The organism is Terrabacter carboxydivorans, from assembly GCF_039532035.1.
Classification (GTDB): domain Bacteria; phylum Actinomycetota; class Actinomycetes; order Actinomycetales; family Dermatophilaceae; genus Terrabacter; species Terrabacter carboxydivorans.
This window is the reverse complement of record NZ_BAAARE010000026.1, coordinates 36623-53262: the sequence shown is the minus strand read 5'-3', so window position 1 is coordinate 53262 and position 16640 is coordinate 36623. Positions and strand designations below refer to the sequence as shown.

The following is a 16640-nucleotide window of genomic DNA, read 5'->3' as shown; positions in this document are numbered from 1 at the left end:
CAGCAATGCCGATCGAGCTGCAGCCCTTGCTCCTTGGCTGAAGGAGTACAACACTCGACGACGCCACACCGCGCTCAACGGCCTGCCGCCGATCAGCCGCCTGTCACCAACGTCATGACCGAGTACATCTAGAAGTGGGCCGTGCTCAGCACGTCGGCTTCGTCACCGCGGCGAAGCCTGCCGCTGGAGTCTGCGTAGAGAAACTCCGAGAGCGCGAGCTCGTCGACCTCAGCCAAGGTGAAGTCGATGCGGGAGGCGCCGTCCTGGGGGTCCCTTTGCACGTAGAGCGACATGGCGTCCTCCGGGGCGAACTCAGCCGTCGTCACAGGGAGCGGATGCTGTCGCGGTCGGTGCTGCCGAACAGGGGCCACGTCATGAGGGACCCTCGACGGAGCGCTTCGCGCCTGAACTGCCAGCTCGCCGACTCTCGCCGGGCCGGCGCGCTCTCCTCGAGGTGCGCCGTGGGGACAAGTGCGGCGCGGTCGGGCGGGTCGCTGCAGACGACCATCGCCCCCACCGTCGTGCCGTGATGGTCACGGCCAACGGCAACCAAGCCCGGCGGGCGTGGCGTGCAAGCGCAAAGCAGAACGACGACGAGTCCCACGACGACGCCGGCGACGTGCCCTACGAGACGCTGCCATGCCTGAAACATAGGACCGAACAGCGGTCGGAGAGCGCCATGCATGGCGGCGACACCGCATGGTGACGAGGCGAGCTCATCGACAGGATCGATCGCCCCCTCGGCGGCATTGGCGCACGTTGCAGCGTGTGCTGAAACCAGTCCTAAAGCCGTAGTCGAAGTTGAGTGCCTGGTCGCAGTGCCAGCCAACGACCCCAGAAGGCGCAGCCTCGATGAGGTAACCGATTCCGTCGGGGCCGATGGTCGAGTCCCATGTTCGAAGCGCGGCTGGCGACTCCTCGTCGATCGGCTCGCCGCCATTCACGCCCATATCGTCCCACGGTCCCGAGCACCGAGTGATGCGCGCCTTGCGGCAGGGGCGGACGTCGGGAGCTCTTGGACTCTCCCCGTCTAGGCGATGGTCGTCGGTTTGGGGTAGCCCAGGTGGCCCCACTCGGCGTAGGTGAGGGCGTGGGTGAACCCGCTGGGGTCGGTCAGGTAGATGGTCGACTGGCCGGAACGACGGAAGACCTTCGACTGGGGAGTGACGACGTTGTCGGCGGGGCGAGGCGAGCCCATGGCGACCCACTCGCTGCCGGTGAGCTGCTTGACGACCCAGGTGGCGGGGTCGGACTTCCACTTCGTCGTCATCCACACGTTCTTCGACCACTGGTACTTCGTGACCGGTCGAGGCAGTCGCACGGGGGCCGGGGAGCCCAGCTGGCGCCATTCCGAGTACGTGAGCTGGTGGATCTGCTTGTCGGGCGTCCAGGCGAACAGCGTGGAGCCTGAGGGAGCGTAGGCGACGACCGAGCCGGCAGGCAGTCGTGTGACTGGTGCCCGGAAGCCGGTGGCCTGCCACTGGGCGTAGGTGATGCGGGTCTGGACGCCGGAGACCGAGGCATAGAGCACCGAGGTCCAGGGCAGCCTCGAGATCGGGGCGACCGGCACGACGAAGCCGGTGGCGCCGTAGGACGCACGGGTGCCCAGCGGGGTGTCGAAGGACGACGTCCCAGCGGCTACCTCAGTCGTGCCGTTCGGCAGCACCACCCTCGCGGTGGAGCCCGACGGCACCGTGACGTCGACGTGGGCGCTGCCGTTGGAGCGGGTCCAGGCGACCTTCACCCACCCGGCCGGGGTGTTGCGGGTGGCGGTGACGGAGTCAGGTCCCGTGAACACGGCGGGGCGGATGAGCAGGTGCCGGTAGCCGACCGAGTCGTCGGTCTGGTCGATGCCGGCGAGGCCGTCCTGGGCCCACTGTGCGGGGCGGCCGAGCATGAAGTGGGCCAGTGAGCCGGTGCCGCTCATGCCGCTCCAGTACTCCGGGAGCGCGGGCGCCCCCGACGTGACGAACGAGGCAAAGCTCGGCGAGGTCGGTGAGGTGATCGCCCTCCAGAGGAGGTCGTCGCGGCCCATGTCGTGCAGGGCGGTGAAGACGTACGCGAGGCCGACCTCTCCGACCCTGAACTGGTTGCTCCACGTGCCCATGAGGGAGACGAGCACTCCGCGGCTGGCCTGGACGTCGGGCGTGATCCCGAGCACCAGCGCCATCGCGTTGGTCGCCTGCTCCGAGCCGTACATCTTGTCGCGGTAGTAGGCGGCGTTGATCGCCGTCCTGATCTGGCCTGCGAGGGTCGCGTATGCCGTCGCGTCGTCGGTGCGCCCGAGCGCAGTTGCTGTTCGGGCCATGGTGCTCACGACGCCGTAGTAGCCCATCGACGTCGTCACGTCGCGCTGGTGGCCCGCGGCGAGGGAGGCCCAGTCACCGAGGCCGACCTTGAGAAGGTTCCCCGATGCCTTGCCCTGCAGGGAGGCTACGTAGCGCTGCATGGCGGGGTAGGTCTGCGCGAGGGTGTCGGTGTCGCCGTAGGTGCGGTAGAGGTTCCACGGCACCATGACGAGGGCCGCGCCCCAGTTGACGTCGTTGTCGAAGGGCGCCGGGAACCGCACGACCTCGGGGACGATCTCGGGCATGGAGCCGTCCGACCGCTGGGCCTCGCGCATGAGGCGCACCATGTTCGGGCCGTACACCGACATGTCGTAGCGCCCGGACAGCAGGCCGAAGAGGAGATAGTCCTGTTCGAGCCAGCCGAGCTTCTCGCGGTTGGAGCAGTCGGTGAGGATCGACTGGAGGTTCGCGTCGACCGAGGTCTTCGTCATCGACACGATGGAGTTCAGCTGGGCGCTGGAGGACGTGAACGACCCCGCGCCCGGGAGGTCTGCCTTCACGGGCACGGCCGAGAACATGGCGGGCGTGAGGCTGAGGCCGCCGGCTCCGGTCACCCGGAGGTAGCGGAAGCCGTGGTAAACGAACTGTGGGTGCCAGGTCTCGATGCCGCTCCCGGCGAAGGTGTACTGGTCGAAGATGGGCAGCGCGGCGTTGCCCGTCGACGTCGACTGGTCGGGCACGCCGCCGGCGAGCCTCTCGGCGGGGTACATGCGTAGAACGCGGCCCGCGGGCGCCGCGAGCTGGAGCTGCGGCTGACCGGTGACGTAGGCGCCGAAGTCGACGAGCCAGTCACCCGAGGCGAGCCGTGTCGCGGACGCTGCCGGGACAGGCGTACCCGCGGTCACCGCGGGGGCGTTCTGGCCGTAGAGCGCGACCGACGAGGAGATGTTGGCGACGACGGCCGGCGCCCAACCGGACGCCGCGTCGATGGGGAGCGAGGCATCGGCCAGCGCGTCGGGGCGCTTCGAGGCGTCGTAGCTCTCCCCGCCGTACCAGTCGCTGACCTGGGTGCCGCCGGCCTTGGCCCACCAGTCCCTCGACGTGTCGAACGACGTCGTGCCGGTGGACTCCGTGACGTCCAGGCGCGCGGTGAAACCGAGGGGCCCGCCGATGTGGGTCAGCTTGGAGTAGCGGTCGGGCAGGTTCACCTCGTCGTAGACGCCTGTGCCGAGCTCGACGCCGAGGCGGTTGCGCCCCGCCGCCAGCAGCGCGGTGACGTCGTAGCTGCGGTACTCGATGCTCTGCGTGAAGTCCGATGTCCCCGGCTGCAGGACGGCGGAGGAGGCGGGGCGTCCGTTGACCGTCGGCGCGTAGAGTCCGACACCGGCGATCGTGAGGGTGGCCTGCTGCGGCGCCTCGCCGAGCACGACGTCGCGGGCGAAGACCGGCATGGGCGGCGTCGCGGCGCCCTGCGCGGGCACGATGTTCCACGCCTGGCTCGTGATCCACCCGGTGGCCGACGGAGCCGCGGCCGGGGCGGCGAGCGAACCCGCACGGGCGAGCCCGCTGGTCGGCGCCGGCGCCGCCGTCGCGCGCAGGCTCTTCGTCGACGACATGGTCAGGGGCCGCCCCGAACCCGAGACCTGAGGGGCCGTGGCGATGCTCGGCGCACCGTCGGCCGGGCCGGGGTCCCCGCTCGTACCCGGGTCCGGCTGGGTCGTCGTCGAGCGTGATGCGGCAACAGCCTGGGCCGAGGCCCCGTCCGGCTGCACTCCCCCCGTCAGGACGAGACCGCCCGCGAGCAGGACGGTGAGAGCGCCGAGACCGGCGCGAAGCGTACGCATGCTGGATGACCTTCCCCTTCGGCCGCCCCCCGGCAGCCGCTTCCCTGTGGGGATGACACCCCAGCGTGGAGCATACCTGCTCGAAAGCCCCATCACGGCCGGGCGGCCAAGCCCGCTTTTCACCGTTACCTGGAGGTCTCCATCCCTCCCCCATCAGCGCTCAGCGCTGCATGACCAGGCCTGCCGTGACGGCGTCGGCCCTGCTCGTGCGACGCTGCGGCTGTTGCTGTCCATGCCAGGAGGTGGCGCCCGCTGCAGTTGGCAGACGGCAGCAGATTCCTGCACTCGCCCGCCTGCGAACGGGCGCGCGGAACGGATGCGCGAACGAGTCCCGTACGCGCGAGAGGGCCGCATACTTGCCTTGACGGTTATATAACTCGATGGTTAAGTTAGATCATGACGACGATGACCGACGATCGACTGGATGCAGCGTTCATGGCGCTGGCCGACCCGACGAGGAGGGCGATCGTGGCGCGTCTGGCGCAGGGCGACGCAACGGTCACCGAGCTGGCCGAGCCCTTCTCGGTCTCGATGCCGGCGATCTCGAAACACCTGAAGGTCCTGGAGCGCAGCGGCCTGATCACCCGGTCTCGGCAGGCCCAGACCCGGCCGTGCCACCTCGAGCGCGAGCCCCTCGACGCCGCCATCGACTGGATCGAGGCGTCACGCCAGCTCTGGAACGCACGCTTCGACAAGCTCGAGGCGCACCTTCGCGCCGTTCAGTCCACCCCACCCGAGAAGGGAACCTCCCGATGAACGACGGAACCGTCAGCCACACCCGCATCTTCTCCGCACCGCGTGAGCTGGTGTTCCGGTGCATGCTCACGCCCGAACACCTCGCGCAGTTCTGGGGGCCGGCCGGGATGAGCGCGCCGCTCGGCGGCATCACCGTCGACGCTCGACCGGGTGGCGTCTTCGAGACGGTCATGGTCGCCGACGACGGCAGCAGCCGCTACACGATGCGGGCCGTCTTCGACGAGATCCGAGAGCCGGAGCTGATCGGCTGGACCGAGGTCGAGAGCGGGCTTCGTTCCGTCTCGACCTTCACCGACCTCGGCGACGGCCGCACAGAAGTCACCATCGAGCAGAGCAACATGCCGGCGGCCTTCCTCACCCCCGAGGCGCAGGCGGGCTTCCGCACGTCGCTCGACAAGCTGGAGTCCTACCTTCGGACCATGTCCGCGGCTTCGGCATGAGTGCCGTCACGGCCGAGGTCGCCGACCAGGTCGCCGGAGAGCTGTCCGAGCTGGCGGACCTGCTCGCGGGACTCCCAGCCGCCGCGTGGGACGCACCCTCGCTCTGCCCCGGGTGGCGCGTGCGAGAGGTCGTGGCCCACATGACCCTGCCGATGCACGCCTCACCGCCCGTGGTCCTCCTCGGACTGCTTCGGGCCCGTATGCGGTGGGACGTGCTGGCAGACCGACGCGCCCGGCTCGATGCCCGGCGGACCCCGGAGCAGCTCCTCGCCGCGCTGCGCGCCCCGCGCATGCTGGCCTGGACCCCACCCGGCGGGGGTGCCACCGGCGCCCTTGTCCACGCGGTCGTCCACGGACTCGACATCACCGAGGCCCTGGCGGTCGGCCGGCGCCCGCCTGCGGCACGCACTCGCATCGTCCTCGACGGGCTCACCGTGCCGCGGAGCCTGACTCACTTCGGGGTTGCCCTCCAAGGGATGCAGTTGCAGGCCGAGGACCTCGACTGGTCCTACGGGAGTGGGCGCGTCGTCAGGGCTCCGGCTGCCGAGCTGGCACTGATCCTCTCCGGGCGGCGTCTCGCCGACCCTGAGGCTTCCAAAGCGGTGTGACCCGAAATGCGTGCTCGCTGGTCTCCTGCCCAGCGGGCCCTTGATCCGTGCGCGCGCTGGAAGGGAGCAGGGCGGCTCCGAGCTGCCCTTGCGATCGCGACTGGCCCGGCACCGGTGCCGCGCAGCGCGCTGGACAGTTCCGTTCAGCGTTGCACACCCCCTTGCTCTCGGCTGTCCTCAGCGAGTACGGGCCGGCGTAGGCCGGGTCGTGGCGTCCAGAAGCACTGCGCGCCCGGTCTGCGGAGCAAGCTGGCCCGGGGCGCTCACGAAGGCGTAGACCCTGCCGGGCGAGGGGCGCAGCACCTGGGAGCGGGCGAACTCCAAGACGGTGGCATCAGACGGCCCCCGGACGTACAACGTCAGCTGCTCGCTCTCGACGAACGGGCCCTGCACCGTCACTCCCGCCTGCGGACCCACGGCCGCGGCCCGGGAGAGGTTCTGAGGCAGCTCCCGCCACCACCTGACCGCGGGCTCCTCCTTCCCGTAGGGGTAGAGGACGAGGCGGACCTCGACCTGGTCGGGCGGAACAGCCTCGCGCTGGTATCGGGGCGCTGGGGGCAATCCGTCTGCGGTGATGGTCCAGGTTCCGAGCTACAGGCGCCCTCGCGCCGGGCGACCACGGTGCCCAACAGGTCGCGAGCCACCAGCTGGTCGCGGTCACACTGGTCGCTGCTGGACGCCTGCCAGTACCCCTTCGTGCCCCACACGAGCGAGCTCCAGCCCGCCTCGCCGGGAGAGCTCGGTGTGTCCGCGCGCTCGATGAGCAGCGGGCGACCGGTCTCGTTGGTGACATGCAGGTACGGATATGGCTCCCGCAACCCGTAGAAGAGCAGGACCATCAGCGCGACATACCCGACGACGCCCGCACCGAGGACGATGAGGGCGACCCGTAGCGCCTTGCCTGCGAAGGACTGAGTCCTGTCCATCACGTCCCCTGTCTTTGCCCGTCACGCTAGAAGAGGCAGGGGAACGGGTCTGCCGATCAGGCGACAGCGTGCGGAATCGTGACATGACGACTGCTTGTCGCACCCGACGTGGAGCGCCGCGATGTGCCGAGACGTGACGAGCGCGCACGTCGGCCATGTGAGGAGGAGCGCTTCCGTTCGCCGAACGAGGTGACCCGTGGCTGAACGTCAGGCTCCCGACGGTCTGGACGGTCGGGAGGGTCGCGTTTCTCGCTCAGGGTCTCCCCCGCCCTCCTCCCCCGGCAGGAGTCCGGGGAGGACGACGGCGTCGATGGCGTGGACCAGCTCCCGCAGGCCGGGGAGGGCCGAGGTCACCTGCGTGCGGGTCGCGGGCTCCAGGTCGCGCAGTGCTCGACCGAGGATGGCGGAGTTGGTGGACTGCCACTGCCGCACCGCATGCTCGCCTGCGTCGGTGAGTGCGAGCGAGACCGCGCGCCCGTCGGTGCTGCTGGGAGTCCGAGCGACCAGCCGTCGGGCGTGCAGGCTGTTGACGAGGGTGGTGACCGAGTTCGGCGCGAGACGGAGCAGGCGTGCCAGCTGGCTCGGACGCGAGTCGGGGTTCTCCCCCAGGCAGGACAGCAGCTCGAGCTGGGCCACGGACAGCGTGTTGGCGGGGTCGTTCACGCGGGCGGATCGCCTCATCGCGCGCCGCAGCTGGGCGATGACGTCGGCCAGGGCGGTGTCGTCCGGGTCCGCGTCCACCGCGGCTGACTTCGTGGCGTCGACGTCGTTCACCGCGTCCGCTCCGCACCCTCGACCCGGACCGTGCTGAGCGCGACGCTTGCCGCGATGGCGAGTCCGACCACCAGCAGGATCGCCAGGGCCAGACGTGGACCGACCGCGCCGGGCCCGGACAGGCCGCCGACATGCAGGGACAGGGTGACGACGGCGACGCCCAGAGCCGTGCCCAGGCCACGGGCCATGTTGACCAGCCCGCCACCAGTGGCTGCCGCGCGGGCGGGGAAGGCTGCCATGACCGTCCCGTTGTTCGCCGGGATGTAGACGCCGAGCCCCACACCGAGGACCAGCAGCCAGACGGCCACCCACACGCTCGTGGCCGGCGCGAAGCTCAGCGCCCCCAGGGCCGCGACGCACAGCGCCGCCCCGCCCAGACCGCGGGTGCGGGGGGACCAGCCGCGCGGCAGCACGCGCTCGGCGATCACAGCGCTCAGCGCGAAGCCTGCCGGGAGCGCCGTGAGCACCAGACCTCCCAGACCTTCGACTCCGAGCACCTGGGGGAAGAGAGCCAGCGGCCCGAAGAGCACGAGGTAGGCGAACATCGCCCCGAGCAGCCCGACGGAGACGGGTCTGGGGCCCAGCAGCGACAGGTCGATGAGCGGGTTCGCTGCGCGTCGCTCGCGCAGGGCGAACACCACGAAGCTTGCCGCCGACAGCACGAGCAGCCCCAGGGCGACGACCGGGGGAACGGCCAGTCCGGAGAACCCGGAGATCCCCAGCATGAGCAAGGTGGTCGCCCCGGCCAGGAGCACGAGACCGGACCAGTCGAACCGGCCGAGCGGCGTCCGCTGCCGGGTGCGGGGCAGGAGGAACCGACCGGCGACGAGGGCGATGACGCCGACGGGGACGTTGACCCAGAACACCCACTCCCAGCCCACGGACCCCACCAGCAGACCGCCGAGGACGGGGCCCAGCGCCAGGCCGAGCGCCTGGGCCGCAGCCTGGACACCGAGCGCGGCCCGCACCGTGTGCCGTGGCACGCTCGTGACGACGAGGGCGACGCTGTTGGCCTGCAGCATGGCCGCCCCGACGGCCTGCACGAGGCGGAAGGTCACGAGCCAGCCCAGGCTCGGCGCCAGGGCGCACGCCGCGGATGCCGCGGTGAAGACGGCGAAGCCCCAGAGGTAGACGAGCTTGCGGCCGGCGGCATCAGCGACCCGACCGGCAGCGGCCACCAGGCCGACGAGCGCGAGCAGGTAGGCCAGGGACACCCACTGGACCGCGGCCAGCGGCGCCTCGAACTCGCGCTGGAGGGCCGGGAACGTCAGCGTGACGATGCTGGCGTCGAGCTGACCCATGAAGGCCCCGAAGCACACGGTGCCCACGGCCAGCCACCCGGCCCACGGGTGGTCCCGCACGGCCTTCGGACGAGCCGACTCGACCAAGATCATCCTCACGCACTCCCGGCGCCTCGCAAAGTAGTTCTCTGACAGAACATCCTAGAGGACACGAAGGCACGCCCACGGCACCGCTCCTGGCGTCCGGCAGCGGACTCGACCCGAGCCGCGACGGGTGTCGGCGGTCAGTCGGCCTGCAGCAGCTCGATGAGCGATCGGGCCTCCTCGTCGCATGCGGGGCAGGCGCCCAGGTGTCGGTCCATGGCCTGGTCGTGGGCGGACAACCCCCGCGCCACGGCCTCGGCATAGGCATCCATCCGCTCGAAGCACTCCTCGCACGAGAGCCATGGTGTGGTGTCCCGGAGGAGCTCGTCCACGGACGCGTCGCTCAACACCTCCGGCGGTCGTTGGGGTGTCTGGTTCATGGGGTACCTGCCCTGCGAGTGGGGAGTCGGTCGAGGGTGCTGGTCGACGTCTGCGGCGGATCGCCATGTGGGACAGGCAGATAGCCCCGGGAGACGAGCTCGCGGCGGAGGCGCACCCGGACGTCGTGCAGGGTCTTGTAGAGGGCGCCGCGAGTAGTCCCCAGACGCTCGGCCAGCACGTCGATGGGCACGGCGTCCACGAGGAGGGCGACCGCGATGCGTCGTTGGTAGGGGGTCAGCACCCGGCGCATCGCGGCCGCCAGGGCAGTCGCGAGGTCGGACCCCTCCGCGCACAGCTCCGGGCTGTCGTGCCCGGGAGCAGGCCGGACCTCGAGGTCCCGCAGCTCGACCTCCCGGTGCTGCCACTGCACACGCCGCACCTCCGTGGCCGCCTGCAGGATCGCGAACTTGAAGGCCCACGTCGTGAAGCGGCTCCGGCCCTGGAAGGTGTGCAGCTTGGCGAGGATCGCGGTGACGGCCTCGTCGGCGGCCTGGTTCACGATGACGTCGACCGCTCCGGGCGAGGCGTCCGGCAGGGCTGCGCGCATCCGCCACACCTGGTGAGCGGCGGCGCGGACCATGAGCCCGTGCAGCTCCCGCAGGGCCGTTGCCTGCTCGGAGCCTGAGCCCGACAGGGCCGCCACCCAGTCGGTCTCGCGACCCTCCGAGGTCGGACCGTCGACGCGGACACCGGCGGCCGAGGTCGCCGTGCCGGCCCGCGCACCTGCGCGCATGCCGGCCCCGGCGTCGCCGCGGCCCATCGAGGTCATCAGGGTGCCCCCGCGCCGGTCGCCCCGGTCGCCCTCTCGGTGGCGCCACCGGGCTCCCAGCCCTCCGCGGGGGTCGTCTCGTCGAGCGGGGACAGGATGCGTGCCGCGAGCTCGGGCGGGCACCCGGCGTCCACGAGCTCCAGGAGGGCGTGCAGGTCGACCCGCATGCGAGCGAGCGAGGCGGCCAGCGCGGGACCGAAGCCGGCTTCGCGCAGCCTGCACAGCCGCCACTCCAGGACGTCGAGAGGTGGTCCGGTCGATCGGCACGGAGCAGGTCGGGACGTGGTTCGGGACTGGCGCGTGATCATGACGTGTTAGCCGTCCGGGGCAGTCGAGGTCTTACCGACCTCGGCCCTTTTCGCTGTGGCGCAGAGGTTTTCGGTAAGACGCACGCCCGACCGTCGCGCTAACACCTCGTCAGCGTCCCACGCCGCGGCCCCGATGTCTGCAGGCCGCGAGCCGGACACCCACGTCGTTCCCAGGAGCACCCATGGTCACCATCGGTCACCGCTCGGTCGTCAGCACCGCCCAGCACGCGCGCGCCGGAAGGGGCGACACGGCATACCAGGCGTATGCCGTGCTGCGCACCGCCTTCGTCGTCGCCCCGATCGTCTTCGGCCTCGACAAGTTCACCAACGTCCTCGTGCAGTGGGACACCTACCTCGCCCCGGTGCTCTCACGCCCCCTGCCCGTCACCCCGCACCAGGCGATGTATGCCGTGGGCGTCGTCGAGGTCGTCGCGGGCCTCGTCGTGGCCTTCCACCCGCGCCTCGGCGCGCTGGTCGTGGCCGCCTGGCTCGGCGGCATCATCGTCAACCTGCTACTCGTCCCCGGTTTCTACGACGTGGCACTGCGCGACTTCGGTCTGCTCCTGGCTGCAGTGGCGCTGCAGCGGCTGGCCACGCACTACGACCCCCGCCCGACACTCTGGCCGCTGCGCCGGAGCTGACCGTGACGACAGCCTTCGTGCTGACGGGCGGGGACGACCCGCTGCGATGGTCTGCGGCGGCGAGGGGCCGTCGAGGGACCCGGCGCGACCTACTCGGACTCGAGCAGCCGTTTCGCCGTGTCGAGCGCCGCCATCTCGCCGTCCATGGACTTCTGCACCGCTCCCGACATGAGCAGCTTCTTGAACCCGGAGAGATCGGTCGAGAGCGAGAACGTGACCGACGTGGAGGCCGGACCGGCGCTCGTGAACGAGAAGTCGCCCCGGGGGCGGGCAGGTCCGGCAACCACGGTGAAGGCGTAGTGCGACGACGGCGTGTAGTCGGTCACCTCGATGTCGGCATCGATGCCGCGACCGCCCGGCCCCGCGACGACCTGGCGGATCCGTGCGCCCTCGCGCATCGCAGGCGGCGCCTGGATCTCCTTGACGTGGGTGCGCCATCGCGGGTCGTTGGACGGGTCGGAGAAGAAGGAGAAGACAGCCTCCACCGGCCGGTCGATGACGATGGTTCGCTGGGCCGCTGGCATGGCACTCCTTCACAGGCTGATTCCTGGCGTGATTGTCCCGCTGCTGCGAGGTCATCCACAAGGCGCCCGGGGCACCGCTTCGCGTGCCGACACCGAACCCGTGCCGTCCCACTCACGCCGACAGCGGTGAGCGCCCCACGAGGCGCCGTCGGGCCATCGAGAGGAAGCGCTCGAGAAGTCGCCAGTCGTCCTCGTCGTCGAGGTCACCTGCCCTCCCTGACCCGCGGCCCGACGGGACAAGGGCGGCCTCGTCGGGAGAGGAGACGACGAGGTGCAGGCGGACGACAGCGTCCATGAGCGCCGCCAGGGGGTCGTCGTCGACCCGTCTGACGCTCTCGAGCAGTCGTTCGAAGACCTCGCGGACTCCGGGACCCGGGGTGCAGCCCAGCTCGTCGGCGAACAACCTCCGGCATTCGTCGTAGGCGCGAAGCCCCTCCGCGTGGAGGCCGCGACGTCCGCAACACTCCAGGACGACGCGCCACGCCTTCTCGTCGAAGGGATCACGTCTGATGGCGCGCCGCGCCCACCGGTGCGCGCCATCGAGGTCCCCTGCGGTCAGAGCGGCCTCGGCGGCCTCGTCGAGAACGTGCAGCAGCTCGGTGCCGAGACCGGCGCGCGCCTCATCGACCCAGTCGAGGTGCTCGTCGGGAAGCAGGACACCGCTCACGACGTTCAGAGCCTCCGCATAGAGGTGCACCGCTTCGGCGCCGTCTCGGCGGCGCGCCTGGGCGCTGAGGTCCCGGAAGCGATGTACGTCGACCTCGATGCATGTCTGGTCCAGAAGGTAGCCACCGGGCACCGTGCGCACCGCGCTGCCCAACCCGAGTGCGACCGCATCCAGGCGCTTCCGCAGCAGGCTCACGTATCCCTCGAGCGTGCTCGTGGCACCGGCCGGTGGCGTGTCGCCCCAGAGCTGGCCGACGAGGCTCGCCTTGCACACTGCCTGCCCGCGACGGAGCAAGAGCGCGACGAGGATCTGTCGGGGCTTGGCCCCGCCCAGCTGCCTCGGTCCGACGCAACACCCGTCGGCCGTGACGCGCAGCCCCCCGCAGAGTTGCACCTGCGCACGAACGTCCTGCGCCCGAACCCCTTGCGCTGCAGGCCTTCCCGCCAGCGCCTCTGAGCGAGACGTTCCAGCATCCTGGACGGGCGCCCCTGCCCGTCCCTCACCAATAGAGATTCCCATGTCAACCCTCCCTTGACCCTCCCATGGTGGGTGCGGGGGGCGCAGGGTTCGACCTCCACGTGTGGGGTGCAGCGGACCCGAAGATTGGGGGTGAGCAGTCACCTCACTTCGTGGACGCGGGCCCCGTTCATCTGGTAGTCATCGTCGACCCTGCGGAGCTCGGCGACTGGACCACGTCGAACCATCCCTCCTGGGTCGCGGCGATCCCGATGACGGTCACGGCCAACACCGCCGTGACGGCGAGGCGACTCACATGGTCCGGCATCTCGGGGCGGCCTGCGAGCGCCGTGCCTCGCCGCAGGAGCACGACCGCGAGGACCACCGCCGACAGCTCCAGCGCCCCCGCCGCGCAGTCCGGGAGCCCCACCGGTTCGGGCACGAACGGATCGGGGCCAAGGGGCAGCCCCCACGCCCTCGACCACGCCCACACCACGACCGGCCCCGCTGAGATGGCCGCCACGAGGAACAGGACGTCGCGACCGGGACGCCGCCACAGGGCGGCCGCGGCCCCCGCCTGCAGCACGGTCAGGACGATGAAGAAGACTCCTGCTGCCGGCCACTCCTCGAGGTGCTCGGGGGCGACTGCGACGTGGATGGCGGCGCCGCCGACGAGTGTTGCGGCGAGGAGGCCCCGGAGTTCGGCGGCGGCCCCAGCGGGACTGGTGCGCAGACGACGGAGGGCGCCCACGGCATACGGCACGGGCGGCTTCGAAGTACGGAGGCCACGCGCCGTGCGGCGCCCTCGACGGACAGCGTCGAGGCGTCCCCCGAAAATCATGACGAACCAGGCCACGACGCCTAGGTTGGTGACCAGGAGCAGGCCTGCACCGAGTCCGGTCGCCCGCACCTGCAGCCACATCGTGTCCTGCCGCAGACGCTCGAGGCAGTCAGCCCGACAGTCACCACGCAGCATCGACATCATCTGCAGCTCATCCGACTGCACGTGGTAGTCGTAGGCCGCCCCGGCCGCCATCTGCGCGACCGCCACCAGTGTGGCTGCAAGGACGACGAGCAGGCTTGTCGCGAGGAGCCCCAACCGGCGCTGGCGGCCTCGTCGTGACCAGCGCAACGCGAGTGCGAGGGCGCCGATCACCCCACACACGTAGAGGGGGACGAGGACGGTCGACTGGTGCCACCACGTCGTGAAGGGACCTTGACCGCGACCGACGGCGCCGACCGCACCACGCATCGAGGTGACCCAGAAACCGTCGGCGAAGGCAAGCACCGCCGCGAGCGGAACCACCGTCAGCCACGGCACGGCAGGACGGTGGGCGGTCCTCGTGTCGGGGACCGCGACTGGACGTGTGGATGTCGTCATGAGGGCACCTCTTCTTCCTCGACCGAACCGGAGCGTGTCGTGCCCACCGGCGGGTGGGCACGACACGAGATCCGGGCTCCTACGGCGTGATCTCCCAGCCGAACATCATGGCGTGGTCCTCGTGGGCCAGGTTGTGGCAGTGGGCGACGTACGGCCCGACGAAGTCGCGGAAGCCGCGGTAGACGATGACGGACTCCCCAGGATCGAGCGCCGTCAGGTCCTCCCTGGAGACGTCGTCGGGGTGGCCCGGAGAGCCCTTGGTCGCGTCCTGGCCGTTGCGCATGACGACCCGGTGCTCCTCCATGTGCAGGTGGAACGGATGCACCCAGCCACCGCCGCCGTTGCGGATCTCCCAGAGGTTGAAGCTGCCGACCTTCTGCTGGGCGAGCGGCGTCTTGCCGGCGGGGTTCTTCAGGCTCACTCCGTCGTGCGACGGATCGAAGGGTGTGCCGTTGATGAGCCACTCCACGTCGGCCGACGAGCTGCCTCGCTCGACCTCGAAGATGAGCCGGTTGTCGAGCATGCTCTGCCAGTTGCTCGGCAGCGGTGGGAGCTGACGCAGCAGCTGACCGGGCTGGGGCACGAGGCTGTTGTCGGGGACGTCGTCGCCGATGACGAACTTCAGCACCGGCACCTTGTAGTTCGGATCCGGGGAGAAGCGCGACGAGCTCGCCCACATGCGCCCGTTCGGCATCTTCATGACGTTGGTGAGGTAGATGACGTCACCCTTGGTCGTCGGCGTTCCGTCCTGGTAGCGCGTGAAGTCGACGATGACCTCGCGCCGCTTGGCCGGCCACAGCTCGAACGAGTCCCGTCTCAGGGCAAAGGGCAGCAGGCCGCCGTCCGACGCGATCTGGGTGAACTGCATGCACTGCTGGCCGTCGGGAATGCGGTACTGACCCTCGAGCTCGTCGCCGCCGTAGCCCAGTGATGCCGAGGACTTGGGACCCTGCGTCGAGGCCATCAGCTTGAACTCGTAGATGCGGGCGATCGACGCGTCGAGGAACCGGAAGCGGTACTTGCGCCGCTTCACCTCCATGACGGGGTATGCCGTGCCGTTGACGGTGAAGATGTCGCCGACGAAGCCGTGGTTGGGGAAGTGCTTGTAGAACGTCTTGCCCCACCACTCGGGGTGGGTGGCCGGGTTCTTGGCGGCAGGGAACTCCCCCATCCCGTCGTGGACGTCCTTGTGTGTGGTGACCCCGTCGTCGAGGCGGCAGTCGTAGAACGCGAGCGGCACGTCGTAGTCGACGTCGAAGGACCCGTCGGGGTTGTCGTGACGCACGCCGGGCAGCCTGAGACCCCGAGTCTCGTCGCCCATGTCCGTGCCGTTCTTGGGGTCGTAGATCGGGTAGAGGCCGACCATGCCCTTGTAGACGTTGGACCCGGTGTGGTCCATGCGGTGGTCGTGGAACCAGAAGAAGCTCTGCTTCTCCCGGTCGTCGCCGCCGGCCGGCCAGTTGAGGTAGAGGTTGTCGCAGAACGTCTTGGGCCCGTAGCCGGTCGACTTGGGACCGTAGGTCATGCAGTAGTGCGGGTTGCCGTCGCTCTCCGGCGCGGTGTGCCCGTTGTGCAGGTGGGTGAGGAACGACCAGTCGGGCGACCCGAAGTCCTGGCGGTCGAGCCCGAGCGGGTTCTCGTCGAGGTGGTTCTCGAAACGGACGAGGCACGGCTTGCCGTACTCCGCGTTGATGCGCGGACCGGGGAAGGTGCCGTTGAACCCGTAGATGGTGCTCATCGGCAACCAGCGCTTGGTGCCGGCCGCGTAGGTCGCTCCGAACGCGTCGAAGGAGACCGCCGGCTTGCCGTCGGCGTCGATGGGCAGCACCTGCGAGGTCGTGAACGAGTGCGTCCGGAGCAGGAGGTCGATCTTGTAGACGATGGGATCGGGGTAGCCGATCTTGCTCGGCCAGATCTGGTGCTGCTCGCTCCCGAACGAGTTCTGTTGTCCCACACCGGGACCGGGCGGCTTCGCCCACGTGCTGAACGTCGAGGCAGGGATCGGGGCGAGCGCCTTGGGAATGGGAAGCACGTCCCTGAACGGCGAGAGGATCAGCGGGCTCGTCGGGAAGGCCTCGATGTAGAAGAGCAGATCGCCCAGCTCCGTAGACGAGTCTGCGAAGGCCCCGTCGGGCGAGAGCAACCCCTTCTCGGCCAGGACGGGCCCCCCGAACCCGCGCGCCGCGAGCAGTGCTGCGCCGAGGCCACCTGCTGCCCCGAGCCGCAGGACGGCGCGTCGGCCGACTCCCCCGGCGTCGGATCCTCGTGGGTCTTCCTCTGCTGAAGGCGTGAATGCGTTCATGCCAGCTCCTCAGGTCACGGACGTCGAAGCCGCCGGTTTGGGAGGCTGCCACTCGACGTCTGCTCGAAAACGAATGGGGCTCAAGGGCCCACACGACGCGGGTCACGGCCTCTTCCACCATGGTGCGCAGCGGGGCTCGGGCAAACCTCGGGGTCCTGACGACCGCGCGCACTCGCGGGCGGCCGTCCAG

At 70.1% G+C, this 16640-nt stretch carries 19 protein-coding genes; 6 read left to right on the top strand and 13 right to left on the bottom strand.

Features of this window, described 5'->3' with window-relative positions; genetic code table 11:
- A partial coding sequence (locus ABD297_RS21050) for an integrase core domain-containing protein (RefSeq protein WP_344254950.1) occupies window positions 1–118 on the top strand: 118 nt, incomplete at its 5' end.
- A gap of 10 nt (window positions 119–128) precedes the next feature.
- On the opposite strand, the gene ABD297_RS21045 is transcribed toward ABD297_RS21050, so the two are convergent.
- Together ABD297_RS21045 and ABD297_RS21040 are read right to left on the bottom strand one after the other, a co-directional pair.
- Window positions 129–326, bottom strand: a complete 198-nt coding sequence (locus tag ABD297_RS21045) for a hypothetical protein (RefSeq protein WP_344257081.1) — start codon at window positions 324–326, stop codon at window positions 129–131.
- Window positions 323–508 carry a hypothetical protein gene (locus ABD297_RS21040; protein ID WP_344257080.1) on the bottom strand — a complete coding sequence of 62 codons (186 nt, stop codon included), beginning with the start codon at window positions 506–508 and terminating at the stop codon, window positions 323–325. The genes ABD297_RS21045 and ABD297_RS21040 overlap by 4 nt, the downstream gene beginning before the upstream one ends.
- 18 nt (window positions 509–526) lie before the next feature.
- Here ABD297_RS21040 and ABD297_RS21035 point away from each other — a divergent pair, with 18 nt between their 5' ends.
- Window positions 527–706 (top strand): hypothetical protein, encoded by a 180-nt coding sequence (locus ABD297_RS21035; RefSeq protein WP_344257079.1) that lies wholly within the window; start codon window positions 527–529, stop codon window positions 704–706.
- Window positions 707–1030: 324 nt separating this feature from the next.
- On the opposite strand, the gene ABD297_RS21030 is transcribed toward ABD297_RS21035, so the two are convergent.
- On the bottom strand, window positions 1031–4132 hold the full coding sequence (locus tag ABD297_RS21030) for a family 78 glycoside hydrolase catalytic domain (RefSeq protein ID WP_344257078.1): 3102 nt from the start codon (window positions 4130–4132) through the stop codon (window positions 1031–1033).
- Window positions 4133–4537: 405 nt separating this feature from the next.
- Here ABD297_RS21030 and ABD297_RS21025 point away from each other — a divergent pair, with 405 nt between their 5' ends.
- From ABD297_RS21025 to ABD297_RS21015, 3 genes are read left to right on the top strand one after another with little or no spacing between them, the layout of a single operon-like run.
- The gene (locus ABD297_RS21025) at window positions 4538–4888 is read left to right on the top strand and encodes an ArsR/SmtB family transcription factor (RefSeq protein ID WP_344257077.1); all 351 of its coding nucleotides are present in this window, start codon (window positions 4538–4540) and stop codon (window positions 4886–4888) included.
- On the top strand, window positions 4885–5328 hold the full coding sequence (locus tag ABD297_RS21020; protein ID WP_344257076.1) for an SRPBCC family protein: 444 nt from the start codon (window positions 4885–4887) through the stop codon (window positions 5326–5328). Before ABD297_RS21025 ends, ABD297_RS21020 begins: the two co-directional genes overlap by 4 nt.
- Entirely contained in the window at window positions 5325–5936 is a 612-nt protein-coding gene (locus ABD297_RS21015; protein ID WP_344257075.1) for a maleylpyruvate isomerase family mycothiol-dependent enzyme, read from the top strand. The genes ABD297_RS21020 and ABD297_RS21015 overlap by 4 nt, the downstream gene beginning before the upstream one ends.
- 177 nt (window positions 5937–6113) lie before the next feature.
- On the opposite strand, the gene ABD297_RS21010 is transcribed toward ABD297_RS21015, so the two are convergent.
- The 6 genes from ABD297_RS21010 to ABD297_RS20985 form a co-directional block, all read right to left on the bottom strand.
- The gene (locus ABD297_RS21010) at window positions 6114–6497 is read right to left on the bottom strand and encodes a hypothetical protein (RefSeq protein WP_344257074.1); all 384 of its coding nucleotides are present in this window, start codon (window positions 6495–6497) and stop codon (window positions 6114–6116) included.
- A gap of 572 nt (window positions 6498–7069) precedes the next feature.
- Window positions 7070–7636, bottom strand: coding sequence for a MarR family winged helix-turn-helix transcriptional regulator (locus ABD297_RS21005; protein WP_344257073.1), 567 nt, complete (start codon window positions 7634–7636; stop codon window positions 7070–7072).
- Complete coding sequence (locus tag ABD297_RS21000) at window positions 7633–9030, bottom strand: MFS transporter (protein ID WP_344257084.1); 1398 nt, start codon at window positions 9028–9030, stop codon at window positions 7633–7635. The genes ABD297_RS21005 and ABD297_RS21000 overlap by 4 nt, the downstream gene beginning before the upstream one ends.
- Before the next feature lie 131 nt (window positions 9031–9161).
- On the bottom strand, window positions 9162–9401 hold the full coding sequence (locus ABD297_RS20995; protein WP_344257072.1) for a hypothetical protein: 240 nt from the start codon (window positions 9399–9401) through the stop codon (window positions 9162–9164).
- Window positions 9398–10171 carry an RNA polymerase sigma factor gene (locus tag ABD297_RS20990; RefSeq protein ID WP_344257071.1) on the bottom strand — a complete coding sequence of 258 codons (774 nt, stop codon included), beginning with the start codon at window positions 10169–10171 and terminating at the stop codon, window positions 9398–9400. The genes ABD297_RS20995 and ABD297_RS20990 overlap by 4 nt, the downstream gene beginning before the upstream one ends.
- Window positions 10171–10338, bottom strand: coding sequence for a hypothetical protein (locus ABD297_RS20985; protein ID WP_344257069.1), 168 nt, complete (start codon window positions 10336–10338; stop codon window positions 10171–10173). Before ABD297_RS20985 ends, ABD297_RS20990 begins: the two co-directional genes overlap by 1 nt.
- 323 nt (window positions 10339–10661) lie before the next feature.
- Here ABD297_RS20985 and ABD297_RS20980 point away from each other — a divergent pair, with 323 nt between their 5' ends.
- Window positions 10662–11120, top strand: a complete 459-nt coding sequence (locus ABD297_RS20980) for a hypothetical protein (protein ID WP_344257068.1) — start codon at window positions 10662–10664, stop codon at window positions 11118–11120.
- An 89-nt stretch (window positions 11121–11209) separates the two neighbouring features.
- Here the strand turns inward: ABD297_RS20980 and ABD297_RS20975 are convergent, their stop codons facing one another.
- From ABD297_RS20975 to ABD297_RS20960, 4 genes are all read right to left on the bottom strand, one after another.
- Window positions 11210–11644, bottom strand: coding sequence for an SRPBCC family protein (locus tag ABD297_RS20975; RefSeq protein ID WP_344257067.1), 435 nt, complete (start codon window positions 11642–11644; stop codon window positions 11210–11212).
- 112 nt (window positions 11645–11756) lie between these two features.
- Complete coding sequence (locus ABD297_RS20970) at window positions 11757–12830, bottom strand: AfsR/SARP family transcriptional regulator (RefSeq protein ID WP_344257066.1); 1074 nt, start codon at window positions 12828–12830, stop codon at window positions 11757–11759.
- 127 nt (window positions 12831–12957) lie between these two features.
- On the bottom strand, window positions 12958–14148 hold the full coding sequence (locus tag ABD297_RS20965) for a hypothetical protein (protein ID WP_344257065.1): 1191 nt from the start codon (window positions 14146–14148) through the stop codon (window positions 12958–12960).
- 79 nt (window positions 14149–14227) lie between these two features.
- Entirely contained in the window at window positions 14228–16450 is a 2223-nt protein-coding gene (locus ABD297_RS20960) for a multicopper oxidase family protein (RefSeq protein WP_344257064.1), read from the bottom strand.
- Window positions 16451–16640: the final 190 nt, after the last annotated feature.

What these genes read in the sequence shown, in the direction of transcription:
- ABD297_RS21015 (WP_344257075.1), top strand. Translation starts at nt 5,325, where the DNA reads ATGAGTGCCGTCACGGCCGAGGTCGCCGACCAGGTCGCCGGAGAGCTG.
- ABD297_RS21020 (WP_344257076.1), top strand. Translation starts at nt 4,885, where the DNA reads ATGAACGACGGAACCGTCAGCCACACCCGCATCTTCTCCGCACCGCGT.
- ABD297_RS20990 (WP_344257071.1), bottom strand. Translation starts at nt 10,171, where the DNA reads ATGACCTCGATGGGCCGCGGCGACGCCGGGGCCGGCATGCGCGCAGGT.
- ABD297_RS21000 (WP_344257084.1), bottom strand. Translation starts at nt 9,030, where the DNA reads ATGATCTTGGTCGAGTCGGCTCGTCCGAAGGCCGTGCGGGACCACCCG.
- ABD297_RS20980 (WP_344257068.1), top strand. Translation starts at nt 10,662, where the DNA reads ATGGTCACCATCGGTCACCGCTCGGTCGTCAGCACCGCCCAGCACGCG.
- ABD297_RS21030 (WP_344257078.1), bottom strand. Translation starts at nt 4,132, where the DNA reads ATGCGTACGCTTCGCGCCGGTCTCGGCGCTCTCACCGTCCTGCTCGCG.
- ABD297_RS20970 (WP_344257066.1), bottom strand. Translation starts at nt 12,830, where the DNA reads ATGGGAATCTCTATTGGTGAGGGACGGGCAGGGGCGCCCGTCCAGGAT.
- ABD297_RS20965 (WP_344257065.1), bottom strand. Translation starts at nt 14,148, where the DNA reads ATGACGACATCCACACGTCCAGTCGCGGTCCCCGACACGAGGACCGCC.
- ABD297_RS20960 (WP_344257064.1), bottom strand. Translation starts at nt 16,450, where the DNA reads ATGAACGCATTCACGCCTTCAGCAGAGGAAGACCCACGAGGATCCGAC.
- ABD297_RS20995 (WP_344257072.1), bottom strand. Translation starts at nt 9,401, where the DNA reads ATGAACCAGACACCCCAACGACCGCCGGAGGTGTTGAGCGACGCGTCC.
- ABD297_RS21040 (WP_344257080.1), bottom strand. Translation starts at nt 508, where the DNA reads ATGGTCGTCTGCAGCGACCCGCCCGACCGCGCCGCACTTGTCCCCACG.
- ABD297_RS20985 (WP_344257069.1), bottom strand. Translation starts at nt 10,338, where the DNA reads ATGCGGGTCGACCTGCACGCCCTCCTGGAGCTCGTGGACGCCGGGTGC.
- ABD297_RS21025 (WP_344257077.1), top strand. Translation starts at nt 4,538, where the DNA reads ATGACCGACGATCGACTGGATGCAGCGTTCATGGCGCTGGCCGACCCG.
- ABD297_RS20975 (WP_344257067.1), bottom strand. Translation starts at nt 11,644, where the DNA reads ATGCCAGCGGCCCAGCGAACCATCGTCATCGACCGGCCGGTGGAGGCT.